Genomic DNA, 15,357 nt, shown 5'->3' with positions numbered 1-15,357 from the left:
GGTACGTGACAGAACGACCGAATAGGGCTGTGCATCAACCTGGAGCACCCTGGCGCGCAACTCTTGCCAGTCGACAGATCATGGACCAACTCAACCAACTACCTGAGAGACAGCGTACGTCGGCGGGATCGCGATCAGCATGTGTACATGGTCCGACATCAGGTGTCCCCCCAGAATCGCGTTCTCCCTGCAAAGAGCCAGCTACCTGAACACCTCACCCGGGTGCTTTTTTCTCAACCTGACATACAGCGTCTTTCTTCGACACTTGGGAATAAACACCACATGGTATTTGCACTCCCAGTGGCTATGACTCAGGCTTTCATACTCGTCCATCATGAAACTCCTTTTCTCGAGTGTGCCTGGCGGCTCACCGGGTTGGTTTCATTGATGGACTCCCGCAAACGTCAAACTTCTGCTGCCACCCCGGCGGAGTCGGGGGATTTCCTATGTTTGTTTAACCCGGGAATCTCGATCAACATGGAGCAATCAACAGGCAGTAAGCAGACAGGTGTAAGCGCGTAGTTGTAAGCGTGTAGTTGTAAGTAACAAACGCCCCGCTAACGTTCACGATACACCACCAACTCGGGAAAGGGCCAGTGTCCTGGCAGGCGCCAGGACAACCATGGCGAGGCACCATCACACCGACATCCCTGACGGCACCGACGGCACAGACGGCACCGACAAACCGAGAGTGACCTGCACTGCACTGCACTGCACTGCAATGCGGCTTGAGGATCTGGTTTTCACATAAAACAACAAATCTTGTATCGGTACTTAATATTGATTGTACCAATACACTATCAATACGATAATTACTCCTGCTCCAGCAATTGCTGGTCAATTGCTGATCAATTGCTAGTCAATTGCTCACACAATTCCCTTTTCAAACAGAGGACAAAATGAGTACCACCCTGCCCATAGGGGGCCAAGATCCGGTCATGACGGCGCCTGCACAGGACTATGCCAGTCTCCTGCAAGACACTTTGCGTGGCGGCTACGGTGTGTCCGCGGGACAGAACGATCGCCAGCGCCCGTTTCCACTCAATCTCTTCGCTGCCTGGCGCAAACGCCAGAAGGCGATCGCACAGCTTCGCTACCTGATCGAAACAGCACCAGACCACATCCTGAGCGATATCGGACTGAGCGCATACGAGGTCGAGAAAGAGATTCATCGCCTGGAAAGCATCCCTTTCTTCAAGCCTTGAAGCAGCATGGCTGACTCTGCAGTTGCATAGCGATCACCCTCACAGGCGTGCGCGCAGAAACATCGAGGCACAGGGCCGCCGGGTCATCCGACCCAGGGCCCAGCCTCATGAGCAAGATTGCGAACCTTCACTGGACACCCAACAGCATGTGAGTATGCCTGGATCACACGGACACACAGGCATAGAAAACAGCGAGTGTCTTGAGCTCCTCGCGAGAGACAGAACCAGAACACTGGGGTATCCACTCGTTGCAATGAGACACTTTGGGCATGACAATGTGACAACTATGATTGCGAGTCTTTTTTTGTCATGAAGCTTTTGTCACCCTGGACACCTCGCCTGGCCGATTCGGAAGGCTTGATTCACGAACGGCTGGTCGTTGCCGTCACACAGGACATTCTCTGCGGGGACATACCTTCGGGCGCCCGGTTACCCACTCACCGTCAGGTGGCGGATCAGCTAGGCGTGAGCATCGGCACGGTCACCCGAGCCTATGCCACCTTGCAGCGTCAGGGTCTGGTGAAATCAGAAAAGGGTCGAGGCATGTTCGTGTTGCCTCATATCCGGCACACAGAACGCAGACTTGATCTGAGTGTCAATGCACCGCCACCGGTCGTGACAGGCCGGATGCTGACAGAAGCGATTAACAAACTCGGTGCCACAGTCGATGCCGACTTCTTTACCCGCTACATGCCAGCAGCCGGTCTACCAGAACACCGCCTGATGCTGGCTCGCATGCTCTCGCACAACCATGACTTGTCTGTCGAGCCTTCACAGATCATCATGACCAACGGTGCCCAGCAAGGACTGTTCCTGGCCATGGCAGCCGCCACATCTGGCCCACTGGCCATTGAACAGCTAACCTACCCCGGTGCCTTGCGTGCCGCCCGTCAGTTAAAGCGGCCACTGGTTCCACTCGCAATAGACGAACAGGGCATCGTCCCCGAAGCGCTCGAAGCGGCAATGACTAGTGACAATCCGCCCACGCTGCTCTACCTGGTGCCTTCGGTTCAGAATCCCACCGGCGCCGTGATGGGGCTTGAAAGAAGACGAAGCATTGCAGACATCGCAAAGCAATTTGATCTGACGATCATCGAAGACGATGTCTACTCGCTATTTACGCCCACCCAGTTGCCACCCCTAGCCAGGTTTGCACCTGAACACGTTCTGTATGTGGGCAGTCTGTCAAAGTGTCTGGCGCCTGGTTTACGGGTCGGATACATCGCCGCACCCGCGCGCATGGTCGACGAGGTCAACCACTGGCTGCTGGCCACCCAGACCATGGCCACACCGCTTTCCGGATTGTTGATGGCCCACTGGCTTAGCGAAGGTGTGGTGCAATCCATTGCACAATCGATTCGGGCCGAGGCCACCAGACGCAACAAGATCCTGCGATCAGTGCTCGGCCCGTGTCTCTCGCCTTTGCACCGGGATGCGCTACACGCCTGGATTCCCATGCAGACCAGCCGTGCCCGAGACATCGTTCTGGCAGCGTCTCAATCCGGTATCACACTGGCCCCGCCAGACGCCTTCATGGCAGACCCCAACCTGAGTGACTCGGGTATCCGGATCTGTCTGGGCGGGCTGGATGACAGCGAATTAAGAGAAGCGCTTGGCCGCCTGGACGCTCTGCTTGCAGGTGCCTGCACATCCCGGTTGAACGTTGCCAGCATTGTCTAAACCTCCCCATGGCTAAAGCGAGGGGGTTCTCGCGTTCGCTGGGTTCAGGCCAGAGGTCTCTGACTTATGGGTGCGCCACGCAATGAACACCATTCCACCTGGTTCAAGCCACATTTATACGCTCATGCTTGACCGCCAGACAGCGTTATGGCGCACACGCGGCCAAGGCGCGGTCTTGCAGTCGCTCCTGTAAAACACGACCGAGCTGCCTGAGTGCGGGAACGAACAGTCTGACCGCTTCATCATGCGAGTAGTCGTTGATATTAAAACTGACGTTGGTCACAAACACACCTTCGGTCAGTATCAGCGGCACGGCAATGGATTCCGTTGCCTGATTCCAGACGACTGAACAATAACCTTCCCGCTCGAATGTCTGAAATGCCAGATCGAGCTCGCAAGATATCCGCTGCCATCGATCTTCAGGATGTCTGGCCGCGCATCGACGCAGCAGTGCTTCACGCTCATTTTTCTCGAGAGCAGCCAGATAGGATCTTCCGACCGCGTTGATCTCAATTGGCTTGCGATGCCCGGCCTCGATGCGTCTTGAGTCTCGTGAGGAATCTCCGTAGACAACATGCAGATAAACCATTTCCAGCTCATCCCGGACAGAGAGACCGACATTGATTGACCGGTCCTCACCCAGATCCTGCATCAGCGGCAAGGCCTCATGGGCAACCTGGGAATCAAGCATCACCGCATGCGCCAGGCTCAACACGGAATAAGACAGTCGAAACTCGTTTGAACCCGCCACCCTGCGTAAAAAACCGTTGTTCACCAACGTCTTGGTTAATCTGCTGACAGTCGCTTTCGGGAGTCCTGTCTTTTCCACCAGATCCATATTGCACAACGCACCAAGCCCGGGCCTGAAACACCGCAGAATCATCAAGCCTCGCTGAAGTGAGCGGTTCGGTGACAGATTCTCTACGGGCAGACTCGACACAGGGTCTGCCTGCACGGGTAGCGTGGACCTGGCGCTTCTCCCCTGACTCTCCATTGCCATCTCTCCCTGTTACACGTGTTCGGATGCGTGCCATGCATGGCCAGTTTCTTCTAGTGAAACAAGTCGCTTTTACTACAGCCGCCCTGGTGAAACAATTTCTCCCGGTGCTGACAGACAAAGCCACCCTCATAAAGAACAACGGAGACAAGCATGAAACTGATCAAACTTGCAAAAGGTGCCTTCGCCACGATTTGCCTCACCACACTGATGTCGTCGGCGTTCGCCTACCCGGATCGACCGGTCAAGATCGTGATTGGATACCCACCTGGCGGCACGCTTGATACGCCTTCCCGCATTCTTGCCAAGGAACTCTCCAACCTGTCGGGTCAATCATTCGTCATCGAGAACAAACCCGGCGCAAGCGCGACCATTGCTGGCAACACCGTTGCCACCGCAGAGCCAGATGGCTACACCCTTCTCGTGAGTTCCTCCGCCGTCTCGTCGGCCAGAGCACTGCTCAAGCAGATTCCGTTTGACCCTGTCGACTCGTTTGAGCATATTGGCATGTTTACCACCTTGCCAACCCTGATTGTGGCGCGCGCCGACTTTCCGGCCAACTCCCTGCAGGAAGTCATCGAGATGGCCAAACAAAAACCGGGTGAGCTCACCTATGCTTCGCCAGGCGTTGGAACGGGTGCCCACATGGCTGGACAGGTCCTGAACAAATACGCCGACGTCAACATCCAGCACATTCCTTTTAAAGGCTCTGCGCAGTCCCTGAACAATCTGATAGGCGGACACGTTGATCTGCTGTTTGGCGGACTGTCTTCTCTTAAAGGTGCACTCGACAGCAAACAGATCAAGGTTTTTGCGGTGACCAATGCAGAGCCCTCACCAGATCTGGTCGATGCGCCAACCATTGCACAGGCACTGCCGGGCATCGAGATCCCCAGGGAGTACCAATTCACATCGTGGCTCGGACTGTCTGCACCAGCGGGCACGCCAGACGAGGTCGTGGAAAAACTGGCCGAGCTCCTGGAACAGGCGCTTCAGAACCCGTCACTGCGTCAGGAGCTCATCGGTGTGGGCGTCAACCCCAACTATGTCGGGCGTGAAGACAAAGTTCAGCACATTCAAACTGAAGTTCCCGCTTATGCCCGGATCGTCGAGGAGATTGGCATCACGAACTGACAAGGATCCTCGCCATGACAACTCCTGCAATCCGGCCTGATGTGCAGTCAGAAACCAACTGCCAAACAGTCCTGCTGAATTTCGATGGGTACGTCGCCACCATCACCCTGAACAGGCCAGACCGTCTGAATGCGATCACGCCTGAAATGGATGAAGCTTTACGCCGGGCCTTCGAAACAGCTTTCGCTCATTCACCCTGTCGTGCAATTGTTCTGACTGGGGCCGGACGGGGGTTTTGTTCGGGAGCCGAACGGGGCTCACCGTCCAAGGGACCGCCCAGCCACTGGCAACCCATTCCAGCCTCGCTTGACCAGTTCAGGTTCAACTACCTGATCGAATCACCTGTTCCGGTCATCGCAGCGATCAACGGTGCTGCGATTGGCGTAGGCCTGGTGCTTGCCTGTTACTGCGATATCCGGCTCGCTGTCCAGGATGTAAAACTGGGATTGCCCTACTCCCGTCTGGGGCTGGTGGCTGAGTATGGGATTGCCAAGGTGCTCTCTGATCTGGTCGGTCAATCGAGGGCCAGGGAACTGCTGCTATCGGGCCGCCAGTTCAAAGCCCAGGAGGCGCAGGAGATGGGTTTGGTCAGCCACATCGCACCTGCAGAAACGTTCGATCAGATGGTGAAAGAGTACGTCACATCGCTGGCCTACGAATGTTCCCCAGTCGCGATGCGTGCGATTCGAAGGCAGCTTCATGCGGCAACGCATCAGGACTTGCTGGCGTGTGCGGCGATGGCAGGCAGTGAGCTCGAGGCGATCAGAAAAACAAATGATTACACGGAGGCGTTAAACGCCCGGCGCGATAAGCGCCCACCGATGTTCACTGGCACCTGAGTCAGCCGTGGGCAAGCGTCTTGAAAACAACAAGACAGCACCCTGTCTGCAACTGACACATGCCAATCCCTGCGCCTGCGCACATTTGCAAAGAAGCAGGTTCAATTCTAGGAACGATTCATGACATCACCTCAATATCCCCTGGAGGGAATCACAGTCCTTGATCTTGGCCAGGTTTACCAAGGGCCTTACTGTGGATTTCTGCTGGCCATGGCCGGGGCGCGAGTCATCAAGATCGAGCCGCCCCATGGCGACTCGGTCAGATCGCGTGCAGAGAATACCAACGGGAATTCGCTTGCATTCTCGATGCTCAACTCGAACAAGGAGGGCATCGTACTTGACCTTAAAACCGGGACTGGCCGCGAACTGCTCCTGCGTCTGGTCGAGAAGGCCGATGTTCTGGTACAGAATTTTGCACCAGGGGTCATGGACAAACTCGGCGTGGGCTACGACGTTCTGAAGGAGCGCAACAACCGACTCATTTACGCCTCCGGCAGCGGGTACGGATCGAGCGGGCCTTACCGGGACTATCTGGCCATGGATCTGACCGTACAGGCGATCGGTGGCATCATGTCTGTGACCGGATTTGAAGACGGACCGCCGGTCAAGGCGGGTGCCGCTGTCAGTGACTTTCTCGGAGGGTCACATTTGTATGGCGCCATCATGACGGCGTTGTTCCACCGCGAGCGTACTGGCGAAGGGTCAGCCGTGGAAACCGCCATGTTTGACATGTGCTATCACCCCTTGGCCTCGAACCTGTCGATGACTCATCTTCAAGGAAGACTGATCCCCCGGACCGGCAATCGCCATGGCGGCCTGTCTGTTGTTCCGTACAACGTATATCCCGCCAAAGACGGCTACATCGCCATCATCTGCGTCAAGGATGCGCACTGGAAGGCACTCTGTCGAACCATGGGCAGAGAAGAACTGGCAACCGATCCAAGATATGCCATCAACAAAGAGCGTGCGGCACGAATCGATGAGGTCGACAAGATCATTTCAGAGTGGTCGGGCACACTTGAAAAGGAAGAGATTTTTACACTCTCGCAGAAAGAAAAATTTCCTGCAGCACCAGTACGCGACTTGTACGAACTCAGTTCGGATCCTCACCTTCACGAACGCGGCGCCTTGCAGAATTTCGACCACCCCATTCTGGGTCCGATCGTTCTGCCGCACTCACCCATCCGTTTTACGCACCTTGCGCTCAAAGAGTTACGAGTCAACCCCAACCTTGGAGAACACACGCAAGCAGTGCTGGAGGATCTCCTGAATATCGATGAGGACCAGATGCGCCAATACCGGCACGATGGAGCCTTCGGTAGCTAGTCTGTTAACTGATTGAAGATCGAACACTTGCGACGGTACCACCAGAGTCAGGCAGAGGAGACGAACGAAGCAAATCTCTGCTTCGCTCGTCTCCTCTGCCTCGTCACGCGAGCCACTTCTGCTTGAAACTCACTGGATCCAGTGGATGGCCGAGGTGGTAGCCCTGGGCGTAACAACAGTCAATGCTCTTGAGAAATGCCAGTTGCTCTTGCGTTTCCACGCCTTCGGCGATGACATTCATACCCAGCGACTCGGCCATCGCCACAATCGTGCGGATCACCGTCTCGTCGTTGCGGCTGTTTGGCACCCTTGAGACGAACGACTTGTCGATTTTAAGAAACTGCGCGTGCACACGGGTCAGAAAGGCAAGTGACGAGTAACCTGTCCCGAAGTCATCAATGGCCCAGGAAAAACCACTCGCCCGGATTCGCTCCATCTGGCGGATGCTGATCTCAGGCGCGCGCATCATTGCCGTTTCAGTGAGTTCGAACACGACACCAGATGGATCGCGGCCGGCCAGAATCGTCAAGACACGCTCCGCAAAGCCCCTGCTCTCCAACTGTATGGTGGATATATTGATGCAAAGCTTGCCAGGCAACGAAGTCCCGCTGGCATCCCATTCGTGGAGTTGGCGGCAGGACTCCCTCAGAACCCAGTCACCCAGTTCGATAATGAGTCCTCGTTCCTCCGCCAGCCGGATGAACTGACCGGGCGGCACCCATCCCATCTCTGCATCATGCCATCGACAAAGCACTTCGGCACCCACCAGCTCTCCGGTTCGAAGGTCAATCTGGGGCTGGTAGTGCAGCGAGAGACCGCCTTCACGCAATACATCGGACAGCCGGTCAAACATGCGCTTTCGATACTGCCGGGAGTCCACCATGCTCGATTCAAACACCAGCACCGACTGGCCGAGCGCCTTGGCTTCTGCCAGACTGACACCAGCACGGCGAAGCAGTTCGTAACCAACGGACCGAAACCGCTGGCCATCGAGCTGACTCGCAGTTGCCGCGCCGATTGTGATGCCGATTTGAAACTTTGCCGAACCGGAAAGAATGGACGGCTCAAACCACTGCTGGATCTGCCGGGCCTGGTCGAGCACGGTTCCCGACCATTCGTCAAACGGAATGATGACGTACTCGTCGCTCGATAGTCGCCCCAGAAAACCCAGTCCTGACACACGTGATTTCAGGCGCTCACCGACGGCATACAGAACCGCATCTCCAATCAGATGGCCATGTAGATCGTTGATGTCCTTGAAGCGCTTTATATCCAGAAGAATGACTGATTGAACACCTGGCGTTTCATCGAGCCAGTCAAGAATTCTGCGTCGGTTGGCGAGTCCTGTCACTGCATCCTCAAAAATGAGTGACTGGATCCGATGCTGGTTTCGTGCCAACTCCATGTTGGCCCCGATCTGGGCCGCTGCAATCCGCATGATCTCCTGGTCAGCCTCACCGAGCTTGACCGGGCGCTTTGCCAAAGCGATGAGGATCCCAAGCTTCTCACACGAAGATGTCAGGACCGGCATCCCGCAATAGCTCTGAATGCCGAAATCCTGCAACATCTTGTCGTCTGGAAACTGCGTCGAGACGCTTTCCGGGTACTGACACAGTTCGCGCTCTGGAACTGTTTCGCATGGCGTGCCGTGAAGGTCGTAGAGGATGTTGTCAGCGGACTCCCCGCGAAACGACACCGCAAGCGTCGTGGCCTGATGGCTCGCTTCCGGGACGGCAGCAATCATGACGTAATCGACATCCAGAACCAGTGCCAGCTCGTTCACAAGCGTCTGAAAGAAATCCTCATAGCCACTGCGAATCAAAGCGTTCGCGAGTCGCAAAAGTTTGGCTTCAGAGCTCAGAGCAGTCAGCATACCGCGTTTCATGGGGGTCGCCTGATATCGAGGCCCCAACAGGTGTCAGAACGTTTGGCAAAGGGCCTTCAAGCAGTGTTCACATCAGTCTGACAGAGCTTGACGAACATCATGAATATACCTTACCCCATCACTGTCCGGTTAACTCAGTAGTTTTTCAGTGAAAACGAGTACTGGTGCGGCTTCTGAGACGATCTTGTTTGGTGCCGATTTGAAACCCGGAAACCGGGATGTGACCCTGTCTGAGGGTCCACCTTAGCGTGCACTCAAAGATGGGGACGTTTTCGCGCAGAGCTTTCGGATTCAGGAACTGTGAGAAATACCGTATGGGAGTGCTGGCGCTTAGCGGCTGGAATGGACTATTTAAGGGGGATGGATGAGCTTCGCTGACCTCGTTCATGGCGAATTGCCGGAAAACCTCACGGCTGAACGACCGCCAACTGCTATCTATTTGCTATCTTTTCCGTCAAATGCAGAACAAGACAAGTAGCGAGAAAGCCCTAACACGTTGAATGAATTAGGAAAATCTGGTGCCGATGAGAGGAGTCGAACCTCCGACCTTCGCATTACGAATGCGCTGCTCTACCAACTGAGCTACATCGGCGAAGCGCAGATTTTAGCAGAAACAAGAATTTTGTTCAGACAACTCGCCTCTTCACACCATAGACCGGTGAATCCAACGATTTGCACAACACGATAGATGCTGCCAGCTCGAGCACGCCCGAGGAGGCTGAGTCTTTACACTGCCAGAGTTCTCAATATACAACTCAGGAAATACCGTGCTCGACCGTGCTCGTTACTCGGGTTGACTTTGCGCTCATCTTCGGGCTTGCATTGAGTCGCATCGGCCTACCTCCAATGGCCGGCTTTTTTCCTAGCCGGGTTTGCTTACAACCTTTCGGGCCTGGACAAGCCTGCAGCACTGGAGCTGGTTGCCGATCTGGCCGTGACATTACTGCTGTTTACGATTGGTCTGAAGCTGGACATCAAAAGTCTTGCTCGTAGTGAGACCTGGCCAAGTCTCGCAGACCCAGGTTGCAAACTATAAAAATAATTGGTATAGTCTTGTTTCTTCGCGATTCCCCAATAGCTCAGTTGGTAGAGCGCCGGACTGTTAATCCGTAGGTCCCTGGTTCGAGCCCAGGTTGGGGAGCCAAAAAATTCAAGCACTTACGCCAATCCTCCGGGGTTGGCGTTTTGTTTTGGTCGGCTCATGTCAGCACTTTGCAAGTACTTTTCATCAATCCAGAGTGCAGGACTGGGCATGTTCAGGTCTGCGCACCTTTATAAACACTAACCACCTCCAGACCGCCACCATAGCGCCAGATTCGGTCAAGGGTTAGTCAAGGGTTGAAGGTTACATAGGAAACGACTACTAATATTGCATGGCAGGAAACGTGCCTGATAGTTTTGAATAGGGTTCCGTCGCACCATAAGCACCACACCGTTCGGACAATGCCACCCTGACGCGCTCCGGCCATGCAAAGTGAAAGAATCTCACTTCGTGACCACGCCCACGCCAGATGATAAAAACCCGGTTCGGAGTACGACTCCGGAATCACTGGTCACGATCCCGGAACCTCAGAAATACACAGTCAGAAGTCGAGGTGGTCACGATGACCGGAATGAGTGGTCACGATCATCGGAATTCGCACTCAGCCCTTGGCTCACCTAAAAACCATGAAACAAGAAGTCGATAGCCCCCACGATGACATCGTGGCGATGCTGAAGGCTGGATACCGGGTTCTTGAGCTCTTTAGCCGGAACCGCAGCCATGTATTGGGTCACCATGACATGCTCGACACCGTCAATGTCGAACAAAGGGTTCAGTGTGGCCGCGGGCTTGGGAGCGTCGTCCCGTGACAGCAAGGGCACCACAACACGCGTGTTGAAAGGCTGCATGATGTCAGCCTGTACATTCAGTAAATACCCTGGACCTGACGGGTTGGGGTAAACGTTGTAGCGTTCCAGACCCATCAGAACATCCTGTAATTAGCCAGTGGCAACCCGTGCTTTTCAACGAACGCATTAGAGCTTTCAATCGCCTCATGGTTTTCGGCAAGCCAACGCTCTGCGCGCTTGCGTGAAATAGCCTGCGCAATTCCCGCTTCGGCGGCCTGAGAAATATTGATGTTCAGGGCCTTGGCCTGGGTCAGGATGTCTTCGGCCAACGAGACGTTTGTGGCGCGCTTGGTGGCGCGCTTGGTGGCGCTGCGTGCTGGGCTTGCGGTGAGCATTATGAGTCTCCTGAAGCAACCACGTAAATGATGCGCATAGTCATCAACACATTATATGTGTATATTTTTGTTCATCATATACGGCCTGTTACCAAACATGCTTCATAAACAAGCATGCTTGGGCCCCGCGTTCGACCCGGTAATGGTAGTACCTGAACTGGCGATTTTGACAGCTCAAATGATAGCGTTGAAGGTGCTGCCAAGGGTCGGAGACTGTCGCTTGCTGTCGTTCTCTGTCGCGTACGTGTTTGATTTTAATGTTACAGGCGTTCTCTAGAGCAACCAGAAACCATGCGGAACTGGACTGTTAATCCGTAGGTCCCTGGTTCGAGCCCAGGTTGGGGAGCCAAAAATCCTAGCACTTAGGCCAACTCACAAAGCTGGGCTTTTTGTTTGTGCGCCATGGACGCACACTTTCGGATGCAAGCCCCGCTGCGAGCTGGTCACAGTGACCAAAGTGAAGCAAGAGGACGAGAGGACGAGCAGGCAAGCAACCGGAAAGCCCTTGTGACCAAGGCGATGTGGTGTCAATGTGGCGGTTATATGACAAAGGTGGATGGAGGATGATCTGAAGGCGTTCAGATTAGCCGAAATGCCGGTGGCGATCGTCTGCCATACCCGCTTAGCGATCTCTTGCAAGGATTCCGAGCATTCGGCCAAGTGTCATTTCGGGTACAAGCCAAGGGCGCGCAACTCTCCGTTTACGCTGGATCAACCCACCATCTCGTCAATGTCTCGAAAAATTGAAGCCCATTTTTCGTCGTCGATCTCCAAACCAACGAGGTTTCGCAGAAAAAATGCTCCCTCTCCTGCCAGAAAGGCTAGTCGGCGCTGCCGGCTTTCCCGATCATTTGCGTCCAGACCGTCCATGCGAACCCGGTACCAGTTTTGAATCTCTTTGCTCGCATTGCCGCTGCTTGCCAGAGTGGCGAGCAGCGCGGAAGCGGTCCGGCTGACATGAGTCTCTTCTGTTTGTGTGGACTTGAGGTGAGCTTTCAACCGGGCACCAGGAGAGCTTTCATTACCCAGAATGGCCTGATACGTCTCGGCTTCGCGAGCCATCCACCTGGTCAGAAGTGCCTCAATCATTGTCTCGCGGGTTCCAAACACCGCTTGTACACTCGCCTTTGACAAGGAGGCCGCTTTCGCCAGTGAGCCAAATGTCAACGAAGCGCCCCCCCTTGCGCAACCAAATCCAGTGCTAAATCGAGCAACTGTTCACGATCGATCGATCTTGGTCTGGCCACTTGATTTTCTCCCTGATTTTGTTAACATACGATCGTATTATAACTGCTGACGCAAGATTTTTAGTCAATTCAAATTAAGTCGGATTGGATGTGAATGATGCTCTCTCCACTCGCTCGCCGGATCACCTACGTTCTGCTCTTCGAAACTTTCGCAATCGCATCGGCGACATTGCTCCTCATGAGTTTGAGCGGAGGCGAGGTACACGGATCGTTACCAGTGGCTGCAGCGAGCTCTCTCGCCGCAGTGGTCTGGAACTTTATCTACAACACACTCTTCGAGCAATGGGAGACGCGACGTAAGATACGGACTCGATCCACGGCCCTGCGCGTTGTCCATGCGATGGGATTCGAAGTCGGACTGGTGGTTATTTTGATCCCGCTATTCATGTGGTGGTACCAGGTGGGGCCACTTCAAGCGCTTAAGATGGAAGTGGCGCTATTGGTGTTCTTTCTGGTTTTCACGTTTGTGTTTACGTGGATTTTTGATCGCATCGTACCGATCAGACGCGAGGCATGAGTCTAGAGATGTTTCTCGCTCGTCAAGTCAATGATGATCGGCAACCATCTCTGCAGATTGTTCGACTTATTGCGTGTACGAACAACCTGGAAGCGATTGAGATCGGATATCGTGGCCAAACCACTGACCCAAAGGTGGTCACGATGCCGGAATTCCCGGTCACGATCGACCGGAATACCTAGTTGAGGCTCGTCGCGAATCAGGAATACTAAAATAATAACGACTATGGTAAAGCCAAAAAGCAAAACAATCCCCTGGCCCATACTGGGCATCGTCTATGCCTGCTTGCTATTTGCCATGTATATCAGCCTCAGTACGCTTGTATTGGGGTTTTGGGGGCAGACGACGGTGGGCACAATAGACAGCTATGAGAGCCGCCTTGACAACCGAAATGCGGGTGAAAACCGTTCTCGCACCGTGTCGAAGGGTTACCACTTCACGGTCAACGGGAAGGGTTACCGTGGTTACGTTATTTATCTCAGCGATGAGTCATGGCCACGTCTTTCAGCTGGTGAAACGCGTACCGAACGCATCAGTTATCTGCCCGTTTTTCCCTACATCAACAAACCCGGTGCCCTGGTCGAGTTCAGCAAAATGGGCGAATTGGCCATTGCTTACCATTTTCTAGCTCCGTTTGGTTATCTGTTTTTGCTGCTGCTGGTCAGCCGTACGGTCATACGTCAACGGAAAAAGTCTCAACGCTTGTCAGATCAGAGCGTCAAGAAACCTATGGCTGCATCCAAAGCCACTGAAATAACGTGTTCAGCGTGCGGCAGAAAACTGCCAGGTGACGCGCAGTTTTGTTCGGGATGTGGTGCTTCGACGAAGCGGCCAGACGATCACTCGTGCCACTCATGCGGTTGAACCCTTCCTGAACATGCGCGATTCTGTGCAGGTTGTGGTGCCCAGAGGCCGACTGCCCGTGATTGAAGCGACATCACAGGCGTCGGCTTTTCACGCATCGACGACTCCAACGGTTGGGTTTTCAAACCATGCAACCACCCGGAGAGTCTAGAGGCGGCATGTAAAAGCCGTAAAAGCAGTATCGGCTGCACGTGGATACTGACCCTGGTGCCGTTGTTCGGGTTTGTAGCCGCGGACTTGCTGATCGAGGAACTTCCTTTCGGGGAAGCCGTTGTGATCGAGGTGGGTGTTGCCTTGTTTATGCTTGTTGCGAACCTGAGTGCGCTGCGCAGAGCCAAAAAACCTGCATGGGAAGGTGTCGTAATTAACAAGTCCAGCAAAGATCGCAGCAAGTGACAAAGAAAAGATGACAGCAACTATATTACGTACACAGAATACACCACGGCAATTACCACCGCGAACGGGAAGAAAAAACGATTGTCGAGCAAGACTGCAGAAGGGATATCTACGACTACTTGTCAGTGGGGGATCGGGTGCGTTACCACCCCGCATTCGGTACCTACGAAAAATACGACAAGTCGAAAGAACGTATTATTTATTGTAATGTTTGCTCAATGAGAAACCCAATCCATAACGACCATTGCAAAAGGTGCAACAACCTGCTACTCAAGTAGGTCGTGTTTTTCTGGCTACAGTGAAATGCTGTCGTCACCAAAAAGTGTCAATTACATGAAAGGGGAACACGTTGAATAAAAATCGGTCGGAGGTCAAAAAGATCGTTGCAAATACCGTTTGGGTTGCAGCGGCTGGTGTCATTATATTTGCGCCCTGCACGGTGTTGCCGGCGGCTCAGGCCCAGCAAGTCCACACATCCAAAAAGCCAGCAGTCAATGGAATCCGTCTATCCACCGCAGAAAGGCCGTCCATTGAGGACTTCAAATGGTATCTGGATGACGTGGAAAAGAACGGCGTGCCCAAAGGAGTCACTCGCGAAACGGACTTCGACAACCTGGCCGCCAAATGGAAATGCCTGTTTATCTACGACCCTGAGGCGAAGGACACCGGCCGACTTTATGACTTCCTAACGCTCACGCTGTCGGGGGCCGAGGGGAATGGTGCGGTCACTCTGGACTGGTCTCATATGTTTGCGGGTGATGAAGATATTGATGAAACCCGGATGGAAGATACCGTCTTGAACATGAAATGGAAGAACGGGACGTTGTACGGGTATGGTCCGATGAATCTGAGCATCAAGCAGTTCTATTCTCACAACGGAGCGCAATATGCGGTAGGCACGCTGACATTACCCGATGGTACCGAGGGACTGGTGGCCATGACACGTCCGTGAGTCGGGTCTGGCAACAGGCTCTTTGCCAGATCAACGCCAATGACTGTAATCTTCATGATGGAACTCCTCCTGTCGCGTATTGTTTGATTT

14 protein-coding genes, 2 tRNA genes and 1 pseudogene are annotated in these 15,357 nt (G+C 54.1%); 10 read left to right on the top strand and 7 right to left on the bottom strand.

Features of this window, described 5'->3' with window-relative positions; genetic code table 11:
- Positions 1-93: 93 nt before the first annotated feature.
- Positions 94-333: pseudogene (gene tnpA / locus DBV39_RS00980) on the bottom strand (IS200/IS605 family transposase); the annotation flags it as partial.
- 566 nt (positions 334-899) lie between these two features.
- Between tnpA and DBV39_RS00975 the strand changes: the two are divergent.
- Together DBV39_RS00975 and DBV39_RS00970 are read left to right on the top strand one after the other, a co-directional pair.
- On the top strand, positions 900-1,205 hold the full coding sequence (locus tag DBV39_RS00975) for a DUF1127 domain-containing protein (RefSeq protein ID WP_159078712.1): 306 nt from the start codon (positions 900-902) through the stop codon (positions 1,203-1,205).
- A gap of 309 nt (positions 1,206-1,514) precedes the next feature.
- Positions 1,515-2,885: an aminotransferase-like domain-containing protein gene (locus tag DBV39_RS00970; protein WP_108619962.1), complete on the top strand. Its 1,371-nt coding sequence runs from the start codon at positions 1,515-1,517 to the stop codon at positions 2,883-2,885.
- 145 nt (positions 2,886-3,030) lie between these two features.
- On the opposite strand, the gene DBV39_RS00965 is transcribed toward DBV39_RS00970, so the two are convergent.
- Positions 3,031-3,879: an IclR family transcriptional regulator gene (locus DBV39_RS00965; RefSeq protein WP_159078711.1), complete on the bottom strand. Its 849-nt coding sequence runs from the start codon at positions 3,877-3,879 to the stop codon at positions 3,031-3,033.
- A 156-nt stretch (positions 3,880-4,035) separates the two neighbouring features.
- Here DBV39_RS00965 and DBV39_RS00960 point away from each other — a divergent pair, with 156 nt between their 5' ends.
- The 3 genes from DBV39_RS00960 (at position 4,036) to DBV39_RS00950 (ending at position 7,181) form a co-directional block, all read left to right on the top strand.
- Complete coding sequence (locus DBV39_RS00960) at positions 4,036-5,016, top strand: Bug family tripartite tricarboxylate transporter substrate binding protein (protein WP_108619960.1); 981 nt, start codon at positions 4,036-4,038, stop codon at positions 5,014-5,016.
- Positions 5,017-5,030: 14 nt separating this feature from the next.
- Positions 5,031-5,855, top strand: a complete 825-nt coding sequence (locus tag DBV39_RS00955) for an enoyl-CoA hydratase/isomerase family protein (RefSeq protein ID WP_108619959.1) — start codon at positions 5,031-5,033, stop codon at positions 5,853-5,855.
- 120 nt (positions 5,856-5,975) lie between these two features.
- Positions 5,976-7,181: a CaiB/BaiF CoA transferase family protein gene (locus DBV39_RS00950; protein WP_108619958.1), complete on the top strand. Its 1,206-nt coding sequence runs from the start codon at positions 5,976-5,978 to the stop codon at positions 7,179-7,181.
- Positions 7,182-7,284: 103 nt separating this feature from the next.
- Here DBV39_RS00950 and DBV39_RS00945 read toward each other — a convergent pair whose 3' ends face one another.
- Together DBV39_RS00945 and DBV39_RS00940 are read right to left on the bottom strand one after the other, a co-directional pair.
- Positions 7,285-9,066, bottom strand: coding sequence for a bifunctional diguanylate cyclase/phosphodiesterase (locus tag DBV39_RS00945; protein WP_108619957.1), 1,782 nt, complete (start codon positions 9,064-9,066; stop codon positions 7,285-7,287).
- A gap of 516 nt (positions 9,067-9,582) precedes the next feature.
- Positions 9,583-9,658, bottom strand: a tRNA-Thr gene (locus tag DBV39_RS00940).
- Between the two features lie 476 nt (positions 9,659-10,134).
- Here DBV39_RS00940 and DBV39_RS00935 point away from each other — a divergent pair.
- Positions 10,135-10,210, top strand: a tRNA-Asn gene (locus tag DBV39_RS00935).
- A 515-nt stretch (positions 10,211-10,725) separates the two neighbouring features.
- Here the strand turns inward: DBV39_RS00935 and DBV39_RS00930 are convergent.
- The 3 genes from DBV39_RS00930 to DBV39_RS00915 all read right to left on the bottom strand — a co-directional run bounded on the left by DBV39_RS00930 (position 10,726) and on the right by DBV39_RS00915 (position 12,458).
- On the bottom strand, positions 10,726-11,031 hold the full coding sequence (locus DBV39_RS00930) for a CcdB family protein (RefSeq protein ID WP_227870748.1): 306 nt from the start codon (positions 11,029-11,031) through the stop codon (positions 10,726-10,728).
- Positions 11,031-11,291, bottom strand: a complete 261-nt coding sequence (locus DBV39_RS00925; protein ID WP_108619956.1) for a type II toxin-antitoxin system CcdA family antitoxin — start codon at positions 11,289-11,291, stop codon at positions 11,031-11,033. Before DBV39_RS00925 ends, DBV39_RS00930 begins: the two co-directional genes overlap by 1 nt.
- A gap of 711 nt (positions 11,292-12,002) precedes the next feature.
- Positions 12,003-12,458 carry a TetR/AcrR family transcriptional regulator gene (locus DBV39_RS00915; RefSeq protein ID WP_108619954.1) on the bottom strand — a complete coding sequence of 152 codons (456 nt, stop codon included), beginning with the start codon at positions 12,456-12,458 and terminating at the stop codon, positions 12,003-12,005.
- Between the two features lie 174 nt (positions 12,459-12,632).
- Between DBV39_RS00915 and DBV39_RS00910 the strand changes: the two genes are divergently transcribed.
- The 4 genes from DBV39_RS00910 to DBV39_RS00900 all read left to right on the top strand — a co-directional run bounded on the left by DBV39_RS00910 (position 12,633) and on the right by DBV39_RS00900 (position 15,267).
- On the top strand, positions 12,633-13,055 hold the full coding sequence (locus DBV39_RS00910) for a PACE efflux transporter (protein ID WP_108619953.1): 423 nt from the start codon (positions 12,633-12,635) through the stop codon (positions 13,053-13,055).
- A gap of 225 nt (positions 13,056-13,280) precedes the next feature.
- Positions 13,281-13,919 (top strand): zinc ribbon domain-containing protein, encoded by a 639-nt coding sequence (locus DBV39_RS19750; protein WP_227870747.1) that lies wholly within the window; start codon positions 13,281-13,283, stop codon positions 13,917-13,919.
- Between the two features lie 207 nt (positions 13,920-14,126).
- A complete protein-coding gene (locus tag DBV39_RS19745) occupies positions 14,127-14,315 on the top strand; it encodes a hypothetical protein (RefSeq protein ID WP_227870746.1) in 189 nt (62 codons plus the stop codon).
- A gap of 349 nt (positions 14,316-14,664) precedes the next feature.
- Positions 14,665-15,267 carry a hypothetical protein gene (locus tag DBV39_RS00900; protein ID WP_108619952.1) on the top strand — a complete coding sequence of 201 codons (603 nt, stop codon included), beginning with the start codon at positions 14,665-14,667 and terminating at the stop codon, positions 15,265-15,267.
- Positions 15,268-15,357: the final 90 nt, after the last annotated feature.

The sequence above is a fragment of the Orrella marina genome (genome assembly GCF_003058465.1).
Classification (GTDB): domain Bacteria; phylum Pseudomonadota; class Gammaproteobacteria; order Burkholderiales; family Burkholderiaceae_B; genus Algicoccus; species Algicoccus marinus.
Note: the sequence above shows the minus strand (reverse complement) of the source record. Positions and strands in the feature narration are given on the sequence as shown.